Source organism: Mycobacterium tuberculosis H37Rv (genome assembly GCF_000195955.2).
GTDB classification, from domain to species: Bacteria; Actinomycetota; Actinomycetes; order Mycobacteriales; family Mycobacteriaceae; genus Mycobacterium; species Mycobacterium tuberculosis.
In genome coordinates this window covers 1,020,027-1,036,019 of the sequence record NC_000962.3, presented here as the reverse complement: position 1 = coordinate 1,036,019, position 15,993 = coordinate 1,020,027, and the positions used below count along the sequence as shown (strand labels likewise).

The window sequence follows — 15,993 nt, the reverse complement described above, 5'->3', positions numbered from 1 at the left end:
CAGATCAGGCGATCGCGTTGACCGCAGTCGACAGCCTCGATTTGAACTCGTCCGGAATTGGGATGTATCCGTTGTCCCCCAGGCCGCTTTGACCGGCGCCGATAGTGCTCTGCAGGAACGCCTTCACAGCCGTGCCAACCTGCGAGTCGGGATACTTCGAGCAAACGATTTCGTATGTCGCTAACACGATCGGATAGGAGCCGGGACGCTTCGGCCGGTAGAACGAGTCCGTGTCGAGCACCAGGTCGTTGCCCACCCCGGAGATGGTGGCCCCGGCGATCGTCTGGCCGACCGAGTCGATAGTAATCGCCACCGGGTCCCCACCAGCCGAAGTGACGATGTTGGCCATGGTCAGGTGCTGCGCCTGGGCGAACGACCACTCGTTGTAGGTGATCGACCCCGGGGTGTTCTTCGCGGCCGCTGACGTGCCATCGTTACCCCGCGCGCCCTCACCGACGCCGCCTTGGAACGACTTTCCAGCGCCCTTACCCCACGCACCGTTGGACGCGGCCTGCAGGTACCTCTGGAAGTTGTCCGTGGTCCCCGACTCATCGCTGCGGAACACCACGTGAATCCGCTCACCTGGCAGCGTGAAGTCGCGGTTCAGCGCCTGGATCGCGGGATTGTTCCACTGCGTAATGGAGCCGTTGAAGATCTTCGCCAACGTGGGGCCGTCCAAATTTAGCGAGGAAACGCTGTTGAGGTTGTAGGTAACCGCGATCGGGCCGAACACCACCGGCAGATTCCACGCCGGCGAGCCGCAACGCCGCTGCGCCGCTGCGGCCTCGTCCTTGCTCAGGGGTACATCTGAGCCACCGAAATCGGTTTGGTTGCCATTAAATTCGCTGATTCCAGCGCCCGAACCATTGGCCGTGTAGTTCAGGGTTTGGCCGGGGCAGGCCTGCTCGAACACGTTGACAAAGCGGGTCATCGCGTTGGCCTGCGCCGTCGACCCACTGGCTTTGAGTGTCTTCTTCCCCCCGCAATCGACCTTCGCCGACGCCTGGCCAGTGGTTGCACCTCCCCCGGTCACATTGTCGTCGTTACCACACGCGGACAACACCAGCGCACCCGCAGCCAGGACACCTACGGCGGCACCAAATCGGTTGAGTTTCAATTCAGTTCCTAACGGCCGACCAGCTGTTTTGCTCGCAGCAAATGAAGCTAACAGCACTAGGTTAACGGTCGGCGAACTTGGCGTGCCGTCGCCCTTGGCCGGGGTTGACCCCTGATGATGGACACGTGGCTGGTTCGACCGCGGGTCTCAGGGGAAGGATGTCCGTATGCCGTGCATACACAGCAGGCACACCCCCAGGTTTCGGGAGCAGTCACAGGAAGCTGCAGCAAGCTTGTTACCGTTTCGGCCGACAGCCGGAAAAGAGGGCGCCATGATCCTGGATATGTTCCGTCTTGACGACAAGGTTGCCGTCATCACCGGCGGCGGCCGCGGCCTGGGAGCAGCCATCGCATTGGCTTTCGCCCAGGCCGGCGCGGATGTCCTCATCGCTTCACGAACATCATCCGAGCTTGACGCTGTCGCCGAACAGATCCGCGCTGCCGGCCGCCGCGCCCACACCGTTGCCGCCGATCTGGCCCATCCCGAGGTGACCGCGCAGCTGGCTGGTCAGGCCGTCGGAGCTTTCGGGAAGCTCGACATCGTCGTCAACAACGTTGGCGGCACCATGCCCAACACGCTGCTAAGCACCTCGACCAAGGACCTCGCGGACGCCTTCGCCTTCAACGTGGGCACCGCCCACGCGCTGACCGTCGCGGCGGTGCCGTTGATGCTGGAACACTCCGGCGGCGGCAGCGTGATCAACATCAGCTCCACCATGGGCCGGCTGGCGGCGCGGGGTTTCGCCGCCTACGGCACCGCCAAGGCCGCACTGGCCCACTACACCCGGCTGGCGGCGCTGGACCTGTGCCCACGCGTCCGGGTCAATGCGATCGCGCCGGGTTCCATCCTGACCTCGGCGCTGGAGGTGGTAGCCGCCAACGACGAGCTGCGTGCGCCGATGGAGCAGGCGACACCACTGCGCCGGCTCGGTGACCCCGTCGACATTGCAGCTGCGGCAGTGTATTTGGCCTCTCCGGCGGGCAGCTTCCTGACCGGCAAGACGTTGGAGGTCGACGGCGGACTCACCTTCCCCAATCTCGACCTTCCCATTCCGGACCTGTGAACCGATGATGCGCGAGCAGTCGCAGTCTGACCCCTACCGCTAAGGAGCCCGCCATGGCCATACCCGTCGTTCAATTGGGCACCGGCAACGTTGGCGTGCACTCGTTGCGTGCGCTCATCGCCGACCCGGAGTTCGAGCTCACCGGTGTCTGGGTGTCATCGGACGCCAAAGCCGGCAAGGATGCGGCAGAGCTTGCCGGGCTGGCGGATTCGACGGGTGTGCGGGCCAGCACCGATCTGAACGCCGTGCTCGCCACCGGGCCGCGGTGCGCCGTCTACAACGCGATGGCCGACAATCGGCTGCCCGAGGCGCTGGAAGACTACCGCCGAATCTTGGCGGCAGGGATCAATATCGTCGGCAGCGGCCCGGTGTTCTTGCAATATCCGTGGCAGGTGATCCCCGACGAGATCATCAAGCCTTTGCAAGACGCTGCGCGCGCAGGAAATTCAAGTCTGTACGTGAACGGCATCGATCCGGGTTTCGCCAACGACCTGTTGCCGATGGCGTTGGCCGGCACCTGTGAAAGCATCGAGCAGATACGCTGCATGGAGATCGTCGACTACGCCACCTATGACAGCGCCGTAGTCATGTTCGACGTGATGGGCTTCGGTAAGCCGATGGACCAGATCCCGATGCTGCTGCAGCCAGGTGTGCTCAGCCTGGCCTGGGGATCAGTGGTCCGACAACTTGCTGCGGGCCTTGGCATTTCACTTGACGGGGTCGAGGAAATGTATGTCCGGGAGCCGGCGCCGGAGGCCTTCAACATTGCATCGGGCCATATTCCTAAGGGCAGCGCCGCCGCCCTGCGCTTCGAGGTGCTCGGCCTGGTCGACGGCGTGCCAGCGGTAGTCCTGGAACACGTGACCCGGTTGCGCGCGGACCTATGTCCCGAGTGGCCGCAGCCCGCCCAGCCGGGCGGCTCGTACCGCATCGAAATCTCCGGCGAGCCCTGCTACGCCATGGACATCTGCCTGAGCAGCCGCCACGGGGACCACAACCACGCCGGACTGGTCGCCACCGCGATGCGCATCGTCAACGCGATCCCTGCAGTGGTGGCCGCCGAACCGGGTATCCGGACAACCCTCGACCTACCCCTGATCACCGGTGAAGGGCGGTACGCTGCTGCCTGATCGGTCATTTCTTGGCACCAGCACCGCCGCCCAGCGGCAACCCGGCACGACGATGACAGGCAGGTGGGTATGACGTATGACCACAACCTCTGACCAGAACGCCGCGGCCCCACCCCGATTCGACGGGCTGCGTGCGCTGTTCATCAACGCGACACTGAAGCGCTCGCCAGAGCTCAGCCATACCGACGGGCTCATTGAGCGCAGCTCGGGGATCATGCGTGAGCATGGCGTCCAGGTCGACACTCTGCGCGCAGTTGACCATGACATAGCGACCGGCGTATGGCCGGACATGACCGAACACGGTTGGGCGACCGACGAATGGCCCGCCCTGTATCGGCGTGTCCTCGATGCGCACATCCTGGTGCTGTGCGGGCCGATCTGGCTGGGCGACAACAGCTCGGTGATGAAACGGGTTATCGAGCGCCTGTACGCATGCTCGAGCCTGCTCAACGAGGATGGACAGTACGCCTACTACGGCCGCGCCGGTGGTTGCCTCATTACCGGAAACGAGGACGGCGTCAAGCATTGCGCGATGAATGTGCTCTATAGCCTGCAACACCTGGGATACACCATCCCGCCGCAAGCGGATGCCGGCTGGATCGGTGAAGCGGGGCCGGGACCGTCGTATCTCGACCCCGGATCCGGCGGTCCAGAGAACGACTTCACCAACCGCAACACCACATTCATGACGTTCAATCTGATGCACATCGCGCAGATGTTGCGGGTCGCCGGCGGCATCCCGGCCTACGGCAATCAACGCACCAAGTGGGACGCCGGCTGCCGGCCGGACTTCGCCAACCCCGACTACCGATAGCCAGCGGAGGTCCCGAGTAGCCCGGTGGTTGGTGGCGGGCGAATTTCGGTTACTCTCGCATCTTTGTTCGCGTGGATCGAAAGTCGGTGAGTTGGCCCAGGACACCCGGACTTCCCTGAAGACGAGCTGGTATCTGCTCGGGCCAGCCTTTGTCGCGGCCATCGCCTACGTCGACCCCGGGAACGTGGCAGCCAACGTCAGCTCCGGCGCCCAGTTCGGCTACCTGTTGTTATGGGTGATCGTCGCCGCCAACGTGATGGCCGCCCTGGTGCAGTACCTGTCGGCAAAGCTCGGGCTGGTGACCGGACGCTCACTGCCGGAAGCGATCGGCAAGCGAATGGGACGCCCGGCCCGGCTGGCCTACTGGGCACAGGCCGAGATCGTCGCGATGGCAACCGATGTGGCCGAAGTGATCGGCGGAGCTATCGCATTGCGGATCATGTTCAACCTGCCGCTGCCGATCGGCGGGATCATCACCGGGGTGGTCTCGCTGCTGCTGCTGACGATCCAGGATCGGCGCGGTCAACGTTTGTTCGAGCGCGTCATCACCGCCTTGCTGCTGGTGATTGCCATCGGCTTCACCGCCAGTTTCTTCGTCGTGACACCACCCCCCAATGCGGTCCTCGGCGGTTTGGCACCGCGCTTTCAGGGAACCGAGAGCGTTCTTTTGGCCGCGGCGATCATGGGGGCGACCGTCATGCCGCACGCCGTCTACCTGCATTCAGGTCTCGCGCGCGACCGGCACGGGCATCCCGATCCGGGCCCTCAGCGGCGCCGGCTGCTGCGCGTCACCCGCTGGGATGTCGGCCTGGCGATGCTGATAGCCGGCGGGGTAAACGCCGCGATGCTGCTGGTTGCCGCGCTGAACATGCGGGGCCGTGGGGACACCGCCTCGATCGAAGGCGCCTACCACGCCGTCCACGACACCTTGGGGGCGACGATCGCGGTGCTCTTCGCGGTCGGGTTGCTGGCGTCCGGCTTGGCGTCGTCGTCGGTGGGTGCTTACGCCGGCGCGATGATCATGCAGGGGCTGCTGCACTGGAGCGTTCCCATGCTGGTGCGCCGCCTAATCACGCTGGGCCCCGCGTTGGCGATACTTACGCTGGGCTTCGACCCCACCCGCACATTGGTGCTCTCACAGGTGGTGCTGTCGTTCGGTATTCCGTTTGCGGTACTTCCACTGGTCAAACTCACCGGCAGCCCCGCGGTGATGGGCGGCGACACCAACCATCGCGCCACGACTTGGGTTGGCTGGGTGGTCGCGGTGATGGTTAGTCTGCTCAACGTGATGCTGATCTATCTCACGGTGACCGGCTGAATGCCGGACCGCCGGCATCCCTACTTCGCCTACGGGTCCAACCTGTGCGCCCACCAGATGGCGTCGCGCTGTCCCGACGCCGGTGCTCCGCGGCCGGCAGTGCTCAGCGATCACAACTGGCTGATCAACCAGCGCGGCGTGGCCACCGTCGAACCCTTCGCCGGAAACAAGGTGCATGGCGTGCTATGGCAGCTCTCCGAGCGCGACCTGGTCAGGTTGGACAGCGCCGAAGGCGTGCCGGTGCGCTACCGGCGCGAACGGTTGACCGTGCACACCGACGACACAGCGTTGCCGGCCTGGGTCTACATTGACCACCGGGTGATGCCGGGCCGGCCGCGGCCGGGCTATCTACCGCGCGTCATCGACGGCGCTCGACACCACGGGCTGCCGCAACGCTGGATCGACTATCTGCACCGCTGGGACCCCGCGCGGTGGCCCCTGCCAGTGTTACCGTCATCGAGATCTGGGCCTGCGCCACAATCACTTTCGGAGTTGCTAAGCCAGCCCGGCGTCATCGAGACGAGCCAGCTGCGGTCCCGCTTCGGCTTCCTCGCCATCCACGGGGGCGGCCTGGAGCAGGTGACCGACCTGATCGCCGAACGCTCCGCCGAGGCTGCGGGCGCTTCGGTGTACCTGCTGCGTCATCCGGACAACTACCCGCACCACCTGCCGTCGGCCCGGTTCGACCCTGCGGAATCGGCGCGCCTCGCCGAATTCCTTGACCACGTTGACGTCGCCGTGTCGCTGCACGGCTACGACCGCATCGGGCGCAGCACCCAGCTGTTGGCCGGGGGCCGCAACCGCGCGCTTGCCGCCCATCTCGCGCGGCACATCCAGCTGCCCGGCTATCGGGTAGTCACCGATCTGGCCGCCATCCCGGAGGAGCTCCGCGGCCTGCATCCAGACAATCCGGTCAACCGGGTCCGCGACGGCGGGACCCAGCTGGAACTATCGATTCGGGTAAGGGGTCTGGGCCCACGCAGTACCCTCCCCGGCGTCGGCGGCATGTCACCGGTCACCGCTACCCTGGTACAGGGCCTGGTAACTGCGGCCCGTTCCTGGTAGCTGTCTGGCGATTTTGGACCGGAAGCGGCCGCACGCAGCTCGTCAACCATCTGCATGATGCCGCGGCCGCCAATGAGCGGCCGATCACCTGATCGATCTCGATCAAGTGAAGATGCGTGGGCGGCGCTGGCATCCCGACGACACCGTTGCCGTTGAGTGTGTTTTAGTTGCACTCTCATGCGGCGTCCCCTTGCGGGGTTTGGGTTTTGGCCTCGCCGCGTCCGGCCCTGCGTGGGCGGGGTCTTACGGATGCTCCGCCGGCGCCGGATGATCCGGTGTCCGCGCCATGGCCTGTACCAACCGTGGTGGTTGGCCCGGGTGCCGATGGGGCCGTGGTCCCGACTGGACCACGACTGGCGTTATCCGGCCAGTCACGGAGATTCAAAGCAGCGTTTCTGTCGCGGTCGACTACCTCGCCCGTTACAGGGCAGAGCAGGTGTTTGTCGATGCGGCCCTTGCCTTGCAGCCGGCACGGTGTGCCGTCGGGGCTGGTGCAGCCGTGGTGGATTTGGCTGGAGGCAAACCAGCGGTCCGCCACCGTCAGCACGCCGCTGCACTTGGCCGTTTTGTAAGCCAGCTGCGGCGCGACCAAACCCATTGCGGCATCGGAGACCGATCGGCGAAACGCCCGCCGGCGCATGCTGCGTTTCATCGCGGCCACGTCGAGGTCTTCGATCACGACCTGGCCATAGGTGCCCGCCAACTCGGTGGTGAGCTGGTGGGCTGCTTCCCGCCGTAGGTGCACGCACCGGCGATCCAGGCGGGCCAGCTTGGCTTTCACTGCCCGATGCCCATGGGAGCCGGGGATGCGGCGGGAAAGTTCTCGGCCGGCCCTGCGACGGGCGACGAGTGTCGCCTTGAGCGGGGCCGGGTTTGGGTATTCGATGATGGTCTGCTCGCCGGTGGCGGTGTCGAGGGTGGCGACCGTGGCCAGGGTCCGGACTCCCAGGTCCATTCCGGCGCGCACAGTCGGCTGGGTGAGCGGTGATCTGGTGGTCGGGGTGCGCAGCGCGTAGCAGACCGCCACGAATAACCGGCCCCACCGCTGCGACAAGGTCATGTTCAGGATCTGCGCGCGCCCGCTCACGAGGTGGCGTTGCACCCGGCGGGTGTTCTCCTTGGCCCGCAGCGGCCCGATCACCGGGACCGTGATCGTGCGCCGGTCATCCTCTATGCGCATGGTGCCGGTGGTGAACCGCACCCTGCCAGGATCACGCCGCCCGGATTTGAATCGCGGGAAGCCCACCCGCCGGCCTTTGCGGGTCCCGTTCTTGCCAGCTTTCCAATTAGCCAGGCCCTGGGCCAGATCGGCCAACCCCGACGAGTAGCACTCCTTGGAATTCTCGGCCCACCACGGCGCCACGTCATCTTTGGCTCGGTTCCACGCCCATCGCAGCGACTTCAAGTCCCAGTCCACCGACTCATGTGCCGGATCAGCGGCTTTGGCGTCGAGGTCGGCCTTCACCTGGGCCAGGCCCCAGTTGAAAGCTTTGCGGCGGGCGCCGAAATGTGAACGCACCAAACCCGCCCGCTGCGGGTCGGCGGGCCACTCGACCTCGAATTTCGCCGCCGTGACCATCCAGCCCGACGGCAGTTGGGCACCCGGCCCCCCGGTCGCGGCATAACTGTTGGCGTCGCCGTCATAAAGCTCGAACAGCACCGAAACCGACTCCACCACCGGCCGGTGCGCCTCAAAATCCACGCCGATCTCCACATACCGGGAGAACGTCGGTGTCCCATCGGGTTTCGGCTTGCCCGCCAGCTGCACACCACCGGTGGCCTCGGCCACCTTCGCGGCCTGAGCGCAGCTACGCATCCTGACGATCATCACCCCGCCCCCGGCTCACGCTTGGCCTCCGTGACCGCACGCATCGCCCGGTTGCGCGCACCGCGACGCCCGTACAGCCGCGCGCACATACCGGTCAAGACCTCGATCATGTCACACACCAGATCATCGGTCGTCTCACCAGGATCGGCGACCACAATCCGCCGGCCCTGAGCAGACAGCGCCGCCTCGAGGTGCTCCACCCCGAAACGCGCCAGCCGATCCCGATGCTCCACAACGATCACTCTCGCATCGGGGTCCGACAAGATGCGCCGCAGCTTGGGTCGCTTGCCGTTCAGGCCGGAACCGACCTCGCACACCACTTGCCCCACCCCCAAGTCACGCTCGGTGGCCCACGCGGTTAGACGCGCGACCTGCCGATCCAGATCCGAACGCCTATCATGGCTTGACACCCGCGCATACAGCACCACTCCCGCCGCTGCGGCCGACGCCGAGGCGGCCGTCTTGACCAGGATCAACCGGCCAACCCGCTCCGCGGGCACCGGCAACGTCCCCTCCCGAAACCAGCGATAAGCGGTATGTCGATTCACCCCCACCGACTCCGCCCAATCCGCCAGATTCACGCCGCCAATTAGAACACACTAACGCACACTAAAACACACTCAACACGCAACAGCTCTGAACCCCAGAGCGTTGGCCGACAAGCGCCCACCACACACGCCCGAGCGTCAGGTGGCCCTCGTTGCGCCCGCTACACTCACACCCGCCGCACCCCGACGACCGGACGCCACAAACACCGCCAACCCCCCCGCCGCCGGAGGGGTCTATCGCTGATTCGGTGTAAGTGGTTCTGACCGCCCCCGGCGTGGGGCAGAAGGAATCACTGCTATGACCAAACACACTCAAGGGCATGGATGCTGCTCAGGTGATAGAGCCGGCTCACGCCGGCCAGGACGTGGATGAGGCGGCCGTTGCGGCCCGTGAGCTCTCCGGTGCCGAGCGGGCGCTGGTGGGTGATCTGGTACGCCAGGCACGCGCTGAGGGGGTCGCATTGACCGGCCCTGACGGGTTGCTCAAGGCGCTGACCAAGACGGTGCTCGAAGCCGCCCTGCAAGAGGAGATGACCGAACACCTCGGCTACGACAGGCACGCCGCAGCCGGGCGTGGAAGTGGAAACTCACGCAACGGATCTCGTAACAAGAAGGTGATAACCGATGCGTGCGGACAGGTCGAGATTGCGGTGCCCCGTGACCGCAACGGCACCTTCGAGCCGGTGATCGTGGGCAAACGTAAGCGCCGGGTCACCGATGTGGACCGGGTGGTGTTGTCGCTGTACGCCAAAGGCCTGACCACCGGCGAGATCGCGGCTCACTTCGCCGACGTTTACGGGGTGTCGGTGTCCAAGGACACCATCTCGCGGATCACCGACCGGGTCATCGAGGAGATGCAGGCGTGGTGGTCCAGGCCGCTGGAGAAGGTCTACGCCGCGGTGTTCATCGACGCGATCATGGTCAAGATCCGCGACGGGCAGGTCCGCAACCGGCCGGTCTACGCCGCGATCGGCGTCGACCTCGACGGCCACAAGGACATCCTGGGGATGTGGGCCGGCGAAGGCGACGGTGAGTCAGCCAAATTTTGGCTGGCAGTGCTCACCGACCTGCGCAATCGTGGGGTCAAAGACATCTTCTTCCTGGTCTGCGACGGCCTCAAAGGGTTGCCCGACAGCGTGTCCGCGGCGTTCCCGTTGGCCACGGTGCAGACCTGCATCATCCATCTGATCCGCAACACTTTCCGGTATGCCTCCCGCAAGTACTGGGACAAGATCAGCGTCGACCTCAAGCCGATCTACACCGCAGCCAGTGCCGCTGAGGCCAGGTTGCGCTACGAGGAGTTCGCCGAGAAATGGGGTAAGCCTTACCCGGCGATCACACGGCTGTGGGACAGCGCGTGGGAAGAGTTCATTCCGTTCCTGGACTATGATGTCGAAATACGGCGAGTCCCGTGTTCTACCAACGCAATTGAAAGTCTCAATGCGCGCTACCGGCGGGCGGTGCGGGCACGTGGACACTTCCCGAACGAACAGTCAGCACTCAAGACGCTCTACCTGGTCACCCGCTCCCTGGATCCCAAGGGCACCGGGCAAACCAAGTGGGCCGTACGCTGGAAGCCAGCGCTCAACGCCCTGGCGATCACGTTCGCCGATCGCATGCCAGCCGCCGAAGAACGCTGACCGAAAGAAAAATCCCGAGAAACGCCACTTACACCGAATATCGGACAGTCCCGGCCGGCGCGGCGAACGGCTAGGTTTTAGTCAGGTATTCAAAGGCGTCCCCGCCCTCGTAGCTCAGGGGATAGAGCACGGCTCTCCTAAAGCCGGTGTCGCAGGTTCGAATCCTGCCGGGGGCACTCTGTGTTTGCGCAGTTCAGCCATGGTTTTCAGGTGTCAGCCGAGTGGTCGTGGCTTGTTCTGGTCGGTGCTGTGGTCGGTGATTGGTTGGTATCAGATGACGTAGCCTGGCTCTCGATAGTCAATCGCGTAGCATCAGTCGCCAATTAGCGCGCGAGCGTCTTTCATCAACAGCATTAGGTGCAGCGGATCGGTCGGCGAGATCTCGAAGTCAAAGTGGACGTAGAACGCGCGGGCCTCATCGTGCAACGCATGAACAAGAATCGCCCGCAGCCCGATCGAGTCCGCAGCCTGGACACAGCGACCGATCGCATCACGCAGCAGATGACTGCCCAGGCCCCTGCCCTGTTCTTTGCGATCAACCGCCAACCGCGACAGCAGGATCACCGGCACGGGGTCAGGCATATTGCGGCGCACCCGTCCCGGAGCATCAGCGTGTGCGACCGACCCTGACGCTAGCGCATAGAAGCCGACTACCCGACCGTCACGGCACGTCACGAAACAGCGCGACCCTCCCTGCACATGGTTGGCCAACGCCCGCTTGCGCAAGTAATCGTCCAGACTGGGCTCGCCGCTGCTGAAGCTCGTGACGTCATCGGCGTCGCTGATACGTCGCGGCGCGCTGTAGCCGCTCACCCCTCGGTGTCGAAAATGGACCGCGCGGCGAACAGCTTCTCCAACCGAGGCTTGTGTGAGACGGGCCGGTCCAGCGCGGCGAGGAACTCAGTCCACGCGGCATCGGTGAGTACGAAGAGCCGGCGGTCGGCCAGCACGTCGCGCGCGTGCGCCAACGCCGCTGTAACCGTGAAATTGGTGAGGTCAGTCCCCTCGGCCTCGGCAGCACGACGAATCAGCGCGTCCTGCTCAGGGGTCAGGCGCGCTGCAAGACGCTCGGTCTTCCGCTCAGGCTTGGTAGCCATGACATCAATTGTGTGCCTGATAGGCGTACAATTCAACGCTGGCAAGCCGCTACTACCCAGGCTCTGGCGATCCGCCTGCCGCCGCAGGCGCTGCTGCGTAGCCACCGGGATGACCGGCCGTGGCGCCATCCGAATGCCGCCCGCACGACACCACACGTTGGCCGTCACCGCCGCTCCCGCTCGGTGCAACTTGGGGCCGATTTGAGGATTTGCCGACCGAGCCTGCCGCGGACCAACGCGAGGGGCCAAGCTCCTCCGATAAGGACTTGATGTCGGGTCACGCCGTCGCGCGCCGCGCGACCTGTGCTATGGACGCGACCGTGGCGTGGTCGCCGGCCGCGGAGATCGACCCGGTCAGTGGCACACCAAAGGCCATCGGCTGACCAGCACCCTGGAGCATGACATCGTGCGCGACGATCCCGGCACCACCGTCGAGCTTCTCATGCCGCGGCGATTCATCCAGCGGTGCGCGTTTACCGGAAGTAGCCGGCTCCGGTCCAGGCAGCGGCGACCCGGCAGGTCGATAACACATCATCTCGATGATGTTGTGTTTCTTCGCGTTACGTGCCGATCAGACTCAAAAACATGATCGTCCAACGGATCTGGTGGTGCAGTGACGGTGAGAGCGCCGGTGTCGGGGTGGACTATATATGTGCCGCTATCGACATCACGGACGGCAATGAGCCCCGACAGCGTCGCCGAGATATCGTGGCGTCGCCGGTTTCCTGCCGCAACCACGTCAGGCACGGTGACGTGCAGCAGCCTAGGTGTGGCGGCCAGGTCGAAGTGGAACGCTTTGGTCATCGCATAGCACGCCACCACCATGACGATTGAGAACGGCAGGGCCGTGGCAATAGCGGCCGTCCGCAACGCGGTCAGTGACCCAGCACCTCCGATCAGGAGCAAAACGGCCGCGGCTACCCCCTCCAACACCGCCCAGTAGACCCTGGTCAGCTTGGGCGGGTCCAGCTCACCACCCGCTGACAAGATGTCGATGACCAACGAACCGGAGTCCGACGACGTAACGAAGAAGAACACGATCACCAGCACAGCAAGAACGCTGGTAATAGCCCCGATAGGCAAACCGTCCAGCAATCGGAAAAGCGATGTGTTGGTGTCTACCGCCCCGTTGACGAGCATGTCGCCGTTGTTGCGTTGCCGCAACAACGCCGAGTCACCGAAGATCGTAAACCATAGCGAGGCGATCACGGTGGGAACGAGCAGCACCGCCCCGATGAACTCCCGGATCGTCCGTCCCCGCGAAATCCGCGCGATGAACATCCCGACAAACGGAGCCCAGCTGATCCACCAACCCCAGTAGAAGATAGTCCAGTCGCCGAGCCAGCCGTCGTGCGAGAACGGCGCGGTGCGCAGCATGAATTGCGGAAGCGACTGGACGTAGCCTCCCAAATTTTGCACCCACGACTGCAGCAAGAAAAGTGTCGGCCCGAGCAACAACACGAACAGGGCCAATGCGGCGGCCAGCGCCATATTGATGTTCGACAGCCACTTCAAACCCTTGCTGACCCCACTGACCACCGACGCCGTCGCAGTGGCGGTGATGGCGGCGATCATGCCGACCATCCACCAGTTGTCCACCCGGATCCAGCCGAGATATTCCAGGCCGGAGGCGATCTGAGTGATACCGAAGCCCAGTGACGTGGCGACACCAAAGAGTGTTCCGACAATGGCGATGACGTCCACCGCGTGCCCCAAGGCGCCCTCTACACGGCCCCGACCCACGACCGGCTCCAGCAGCCAGCGCACCGACAAGGGGCGACCCCGCCGATAGGTCATGTACGCCATACCGAGGCCAACCACGACATAAATTGCCCAGGCGTGCAGGCCCCAGTGGAACACTGTCAGCGCCATCGCCTGGTTAGCCGCCGCATCAGTAAGCGCGGGCACGCCGCGTGACCGCGGTGGCCGCAGGTAGTGGCTGAGCGGCTCGGCCACCCCGTAGAAGACCAGGCCGATACCCATACCGGCACTAAACAGCATTGCCAGCCATGCCCAGAAGCTGAACTCGGGGAGCTCATCGTCGCGGCCCAGCCGGATAGTGCCAATCCGGGAAATGCCGCAGTACAGCGCGAATACCACAAACCCGGTGGCAACCAGGATGTACCACCACCCGACGCCGCCGGTGATCGCGGAGTTCAGCCGAACGAACGCATTCTCGGCGACGCTCGAGTACACCACGGAAACGACGATCATGGCGACGATGACCACTGAAGCCGGAATGAAGACTGCGGGCTGAATACTCCGCAGGGCGTCGACGACGGCGTTCTGGTCACCGCGTTCTTTCGCTGACATATCTTCAAGCTCCGTTTCTCACCGCGTCCTCATCACGGCCACCGCAACGCCAAATCACCATCAACCAGACAAGCACAGACCTGTGCACCATGCTGAGTAACTACCGTCTCGGACAGCAAATGGCCAGGTGGAGCCGCGTTTGCCTGATCCAGGCTCACGCGTGGCGAGCGTAACGCCACTGCGAACAATCGAGCCAAATCTCGCCACGGCGTTACGCTAGGCGACAAAGTTCGCAGGTCGTTCGGGAATGGCGAATCATGGTTGTCAGCACGGTTTTTCAGCTACCGCCGACACCCGCATCTCAGACGTTTACCCATGCCGTCGGTGCAGAGCAACGCCAGACAACACAAAGTAGTCTAATTCCGTTATAAAGCAGACATTTCCGTGGTTATGTAGAAGATGTCGACCGATCAGATGAAGCGATCCGCGTCAGGTGGTATCCGATGTCTTTTGTGACCATCCAGCCGGTGGTCTTGGCAGCCGCGACGGGGGACTTGCCGACGATCGGTACCGCCGTGAGTGCTCGGAACACAGCCGTCTGTGCCCCGACGACGGGGGTGTTACCCCCTGCTGCCAATGACGTGTCGGTCCTGACGGCGGCCCGGTTCACCGCGCACACCAAGCACTACCGAGTGGTGAGTAAGCCGGCCGCGCTGGTCCATGGCATGTTCGTGGCCCTCCCGGCGGCCACCGCCGATGCGTATGCGACCACCGAGGCCGTCAATGTGGTCGCGACCGGTTAAGGAGGTTGCTGGCAATGGATTTCGGGCTTTTACCTCCGGAAGTGAATTCAAGCCGAATGTATTCCGGTCCGGGGCCGGAGTCGATGCTAGCCGCCGCGGCCGCCTGGGACGGTGTGGCCGCGGAGTTGACTTCCGCCGCGGTCTCGTATGGATCGGTGGTGTCGACGCTGATCGTTGAGCCGTGGATGGGGCCGGCGGCGGCCGCGATGGCGGCCGCGGCAACGCCGTATGTGGGGTGGCTGGCCGCCACGGCGGCGCTGGCGAAGGAGACGGCCACACAGGCGAGGGCAGCGGCGGAAGCGTTTGGGACGGCGTTCGCGATGACGGTGCCACCATCCCTCGTCGCGGCCAACCGCAGCCGGTTGATGTCGCTGGTCGCGGCGAACATTCTGGGGCAAAACAGTGCGGCGATCGCGGCTACCCAGGCCGAGTATGCCGAAATGTGGGCCCAAGACGCTGCCGTGATGTACAGCTATGAGGGGGCATCTGCGGCCGCGTCGGCGTTGCCGCCGTTCACTCCACCCGTGCAAGGCACCGGCCCGGCCGGGCCCGCGGCCGCAGCCGCGGCGACCCAAGCCGCCGGTGCGGGCGCCGTTGCGGATGCACAGGCGACACTGGCCCAGCTGCCCCCGGGGATCCTGAGCGACATTCTGTCCGCATTGGCCGCCAACGCTGATCCGCTGACATCGGGACTGTTGGGGATCGCGTCGACCCTCAACCCGCAAGTCGGATCCGCTCAGCCGATAGTGATCCCCACCCCGATAGGGGAATTGGACGTGATCGCGCTCTACATTGCATCCATCGCGACCGGCAGCATTGCGCTCGCGATCACGAACACGGCCAGACCCTGGCACATCGGCCTATACGGGAACGCCGGCGGGCTGGGACCGACGCAGGGCCATCCACTGAGTTCGGCGACCGACGAGCCGGAGCCGCACTGGGGCCCCTTCGGGGGCGCGGCGCCGGTGTCCGCGGGCGTCGGCCACGCAGCATTAGTCGGAGCGTTGTCGGTGCCGCACAGCTGGACCACGGCCGCCCCGGAGATCCAGCTCGCCGTTCAGGCAACACCCACCTTCAGCTCCAGCGCCGGCGCCGACCCGACGGCCCTAAACGGGATGCCGGCAGGCCTGCTCAGCGGGATGGCTTTGGCGAGCCTGGCCGCACGCGGCACGACGGGCGGTGGCGGCACCCGTAGCGGCACCAGCACTGACGGCCAAGAGGACGGCCGCAAACCCCCGGTAGTTGTGATTAGAGAGCAGCCGCCGCCCGGAAACCCCCCGCGGTAAAAGTCCGGCAACCGTTCGTCGCCGCGCGGAA

General features: G+C 64.8%; 14 protein-coding genes, 1 tRNA gene and 6 other annotated features. Of the genes, 9 read left to right on the top strand and 6 right to left on the bottom strand.

Annotation, left to right across the window (positions count from 1 at the left end; all coding sequences use genetic code 11):
• Positions 1–4: 4 nt before the first annotated feature.
• Complete coding sequence (gene pstS3 / locus Rv0928; protein ID YP_177768.1) at positions 5–1,117, bottom strand: phosphate ABC transporter substrate-binding lipoprotein PstS; 1,113 nt, start codon at positions 1,115–1,117, stop codon at positions 5–7.
• 271 nt (positions 1,118–1,388) lie between these two features.
• Between pstS3 and Rv0927c the strand changes: the two genes are divergently transcribed.
• The 5 genes from Rv0927c (at position 1,389) to Rv0923c (ending at position 6,507) form a co-directional block, all read left to right on the top strand.
• Positions 1,389–2,180, top strand: a complete 792-nt coding sequence (locus Rv0927c) for an oxidoreductase (RefSeq protein NP_215442.1) — start codon at positions 1,389–1,391, stop codon at positions 2,178–2,180.
• A gap of 53 nt (positions 2,181–2,233) precedes the next feature.
• Positions 2,234–3,310, top strand: coding sequence for a hypothetical protein (locus Rv0926c; RefSeq protein NP_215441.1), 1,077 nt, complete (start codon positions 2,234–2,236; stop codon positions 3,308–3,310).
• Positions 3,311–3,386: 76 nt separating this feature from the next.
• Positions 3,387–4,124 carry a hypothetical protein gene (locus tag Rv0925c; protein ID NP_215440.1) on the top strand — a complete coding sequence of 246 codons (738 nt, stop codon included), beginning with the start codon at positions 3,387–3,389 and terminating at the stop codon, positions 4,122–4,124.
• Positions 4,125–4,155: 31 nt separating this feature from the next.
• Positions 4,156–5,442 (top strand): divalent metal cation transporter MntH, encoded by a 1,287-nt coding sequence (gene mntH / locus Rv0924c; protein ID YP_177767.1) that lies wholly within the window; start codon positions 4,156–4,158, stop codon positions 5,440–5,442.
• Complete coding sequence (locus Rv0923c; RefSeq protein ID NP_215438.1) at positions 5,443–6,507, top strand: hypothetical protein; 1,065 nt, start codon at positions 5,443–5,445, stop codon at positions 6,505–6,507. It abuts the gene before it with no gap.
• Between the two features lie 152 nt (positions 6,508–6,659).
• Positions 6,660–6,675 (top strand) — a repeat region (16 bp inverted repeat, TTGAGTGTGTTTTAGT, at the right end of IS element IS1535).
• Positions 6,660–8,959 (bottom strand) — a mobile genetic element (IS1535, len: 2300 nt. Putative Insertion sequence element bounded by 16 bp inverted repeats.). (Overlaps the previous feature by 16 nt.)
• Here Rv0923c and Rv0922 read toward each other — a convergent pair.
• Together Rv0922 and Rv0921 are read right to left on the bottom strand one after the other, a co-directional pair.
• The gene (locus Rv0922) at positions 6,683–8,335 is read right to left on the bottom strand and encodes a transposase (RefSeq protein ID NP_215437.1); all 1,653 of its coding nucleotides are present in this window, start codon (positions 8,333–8,335) and stop codon (positions 6,683–6,685) included. It overlaps the preceding feature by 1,653 nt.
• On the bottom strand, positions 8,335–8,916 hold the full coding sequence (locus Rv0921) for a resolvase (protein NP_215436.1): 582 nt from the start codon (positions 8,914–8,916) through the stop codon (positions 8,335–8,337). The genes Rv0922 and Rv0921 overlap by 1 nt, the downstream gene beginning before the upstream one ends.
• Positions 8,944–8,959: a repeat region (16 bp inverted repeat, TTGAGTGTGTTTTAGT, at the left end of IS element IS1535), on the bottom strand.
• Positions 8,960–9,126: 167 nt before the next feature.
• Positions 9,127–9,141: a repeat region (15 bp inverted repeat, ATTCGGTGTAAGTGG, at the right end of IS1554 element), on the top strand.
• Positions 9,127–10,562 (top strand) — a mobile genetic element (IS1554, len: 1436 nt. Putative Insertion sequence element bounded by 15 bp inverted repeats.). It overlaps the preceding feature by 15 nt.
• Here Rv0921 and Rv0920c point away from each other — a divergent pair.
• Positions 9,204–10,523, top strand: coding sequence for a transposase (locus tag Rv0920c; RefSeq protein ID NP_215435.1), 1,320 nt, complete (start codon positions 9,204–9,206; stop codon positions 10,521–10,523). (Overlaps the previous feature by 1,320 nt.)
• Positions 10,548–10,562 (bottom strand) — a repeat region (15 bp inverted repeat, ATTCGGTGTAAGTGG, at the left end of IS1554 element).
• A 64-nt stretch (positions 10,563–10,626) precedes the next feature.
• A tRNA-Arg gene (gene argT / locus Rvnt14) sits at positions 10,627–10,699 on the top strand.
• A gap of 136 nt (positions 10,700–10,835) precedes the next feature.
• Here argT and Rv0919 read toward each other — a convergent pair.
• From Rv0919 to betP, 3 genes are all read right to left on the bottom strand, one after another.
• The gene (locus Rv0919) at positions 10,836–11,336 is read right to left on the bottom strand and encodes a GCN5-like N-acetyltransferase (RefSeq protein ID NP_215434.1); all 501 of its coding nucleotides are present in this window, start codon (positions 11,334–11,336) and stop codon (positions 10,836–10,838) included.
• Positions 11,333–11,809: a hypothetical protein gene (locus tag Rv0918; protein ID NP_215433.1), complete on the bottom strand. Its 477-nt coding sequence runs from the start codon at positions 11,807–11,809 to the stop codon at positions 11,333–11,335. The genes Rv0919 and Rv0918 overlap by 4 nt, the downstream gene beginning before the upstream one ends.
• Before the next feature lie 342 nt (positions 11,810–12,151).
• On the bottom strand, positions 12,152–13,933 hold the full coding sequence (gene betP / locus Rv0917) for a glycine betaine transport integral membrane protein BetP (RefSeq protein NP_215432.1): 1,782 nt from the start codon (positions 13,931–13,933) through the stop codon (positions 12,152–12,154).
• Between the two features lie 443 nt (positions 13,934–14,376).
• On the opposite strand from betP, the gene PE7 reads away from it, so the two are divergent.
• Together PE7 and PPE14 are read left to right on the top strand one after the other, a co-directional pair.
• Entirely contained in the window at positions 14,377–14,676 is a 300-nt protein-coding gene (gene PE7 / locus Rv0916c; protein ID YP_177766.1) for a PE family protein PE7, read from the top strand.
• Between the two features lie 14 nt (positions 14,677–14,690).
• Positions 14,691–15,962 (top strand): PPE family protein PPE14, encoded by a 1,272-nt coding sequence (gene PPE14, locus Rv0915c; protein YP_177765.1) that lies wholly within the window; start codon positions 14,691–14,693, stop codon positions 15,960–15,962.
• Positions 15,963–15,993 lie beyond the last annotated feature (31 nt).

Bases quoted from the DNA above. Each gene is read 5' to 3' on its own strand.
- betP (NP_215432.1), bottom strand. From the start codon at position 13,933: ATGTCAGCGAAAGAACGCGGTGACCAGAACGCCGTCGTCGACGCCCTG.
- Rv0920c (NP_215435.1), top strand. From the start codon at position 9,204: ATGGATGCTGCTCAGGTGATAGAGCCGGCTCACGCCGGCCAGGACGTG.
- PPE14 (YP_177765.1), top strand. From the start codon at position 14,691: ATGGATTTCGGGCTTTTACCTCCGGAAGTGAATTCAAGCCGAATGTAT.
- Rv0923c (NP_215438.1), top strand. From the start codon at position 5,443: ATGCCGGACCGCCGGCATCCCTACTTCGCCTACGGGTCCAACCTGTGC.
- PE7 (YP_177766.1), top strand. From the start codon at position 14,377: ATGTCTTTTGTGACCATCCAGCCGGTGGTCTTGGCAGCCGCGACGGGG.
- Rv0926c (NP_215441.1), top strand. From the start codon at position 2,234: ATGGCCATACCCGTCGTTCAATTGGGCACCGGCAACGTTGGCGTGCAC.
- Rv0925c (NP_215440.1), top strand. From the start codon at position 3,387: ATGACCACAACCTCTGACCAGAACGCCGCGGCCCCACCCCGATTCGAC.
- Rv0922 (NP_215437.1), bottom strand. From the start codon at position 8,335: ATGATCGTCAGGATGCGTAGCTGCGCTCAGGCCGCGAAGGTGGCCGAG.
- Rv0927c (NP_215442.1), top strand. From the start codon at position 1,389: ATGATCCTGGATATGTTCCGTCTTGACGACAAGGTTGCCGTCATCACC.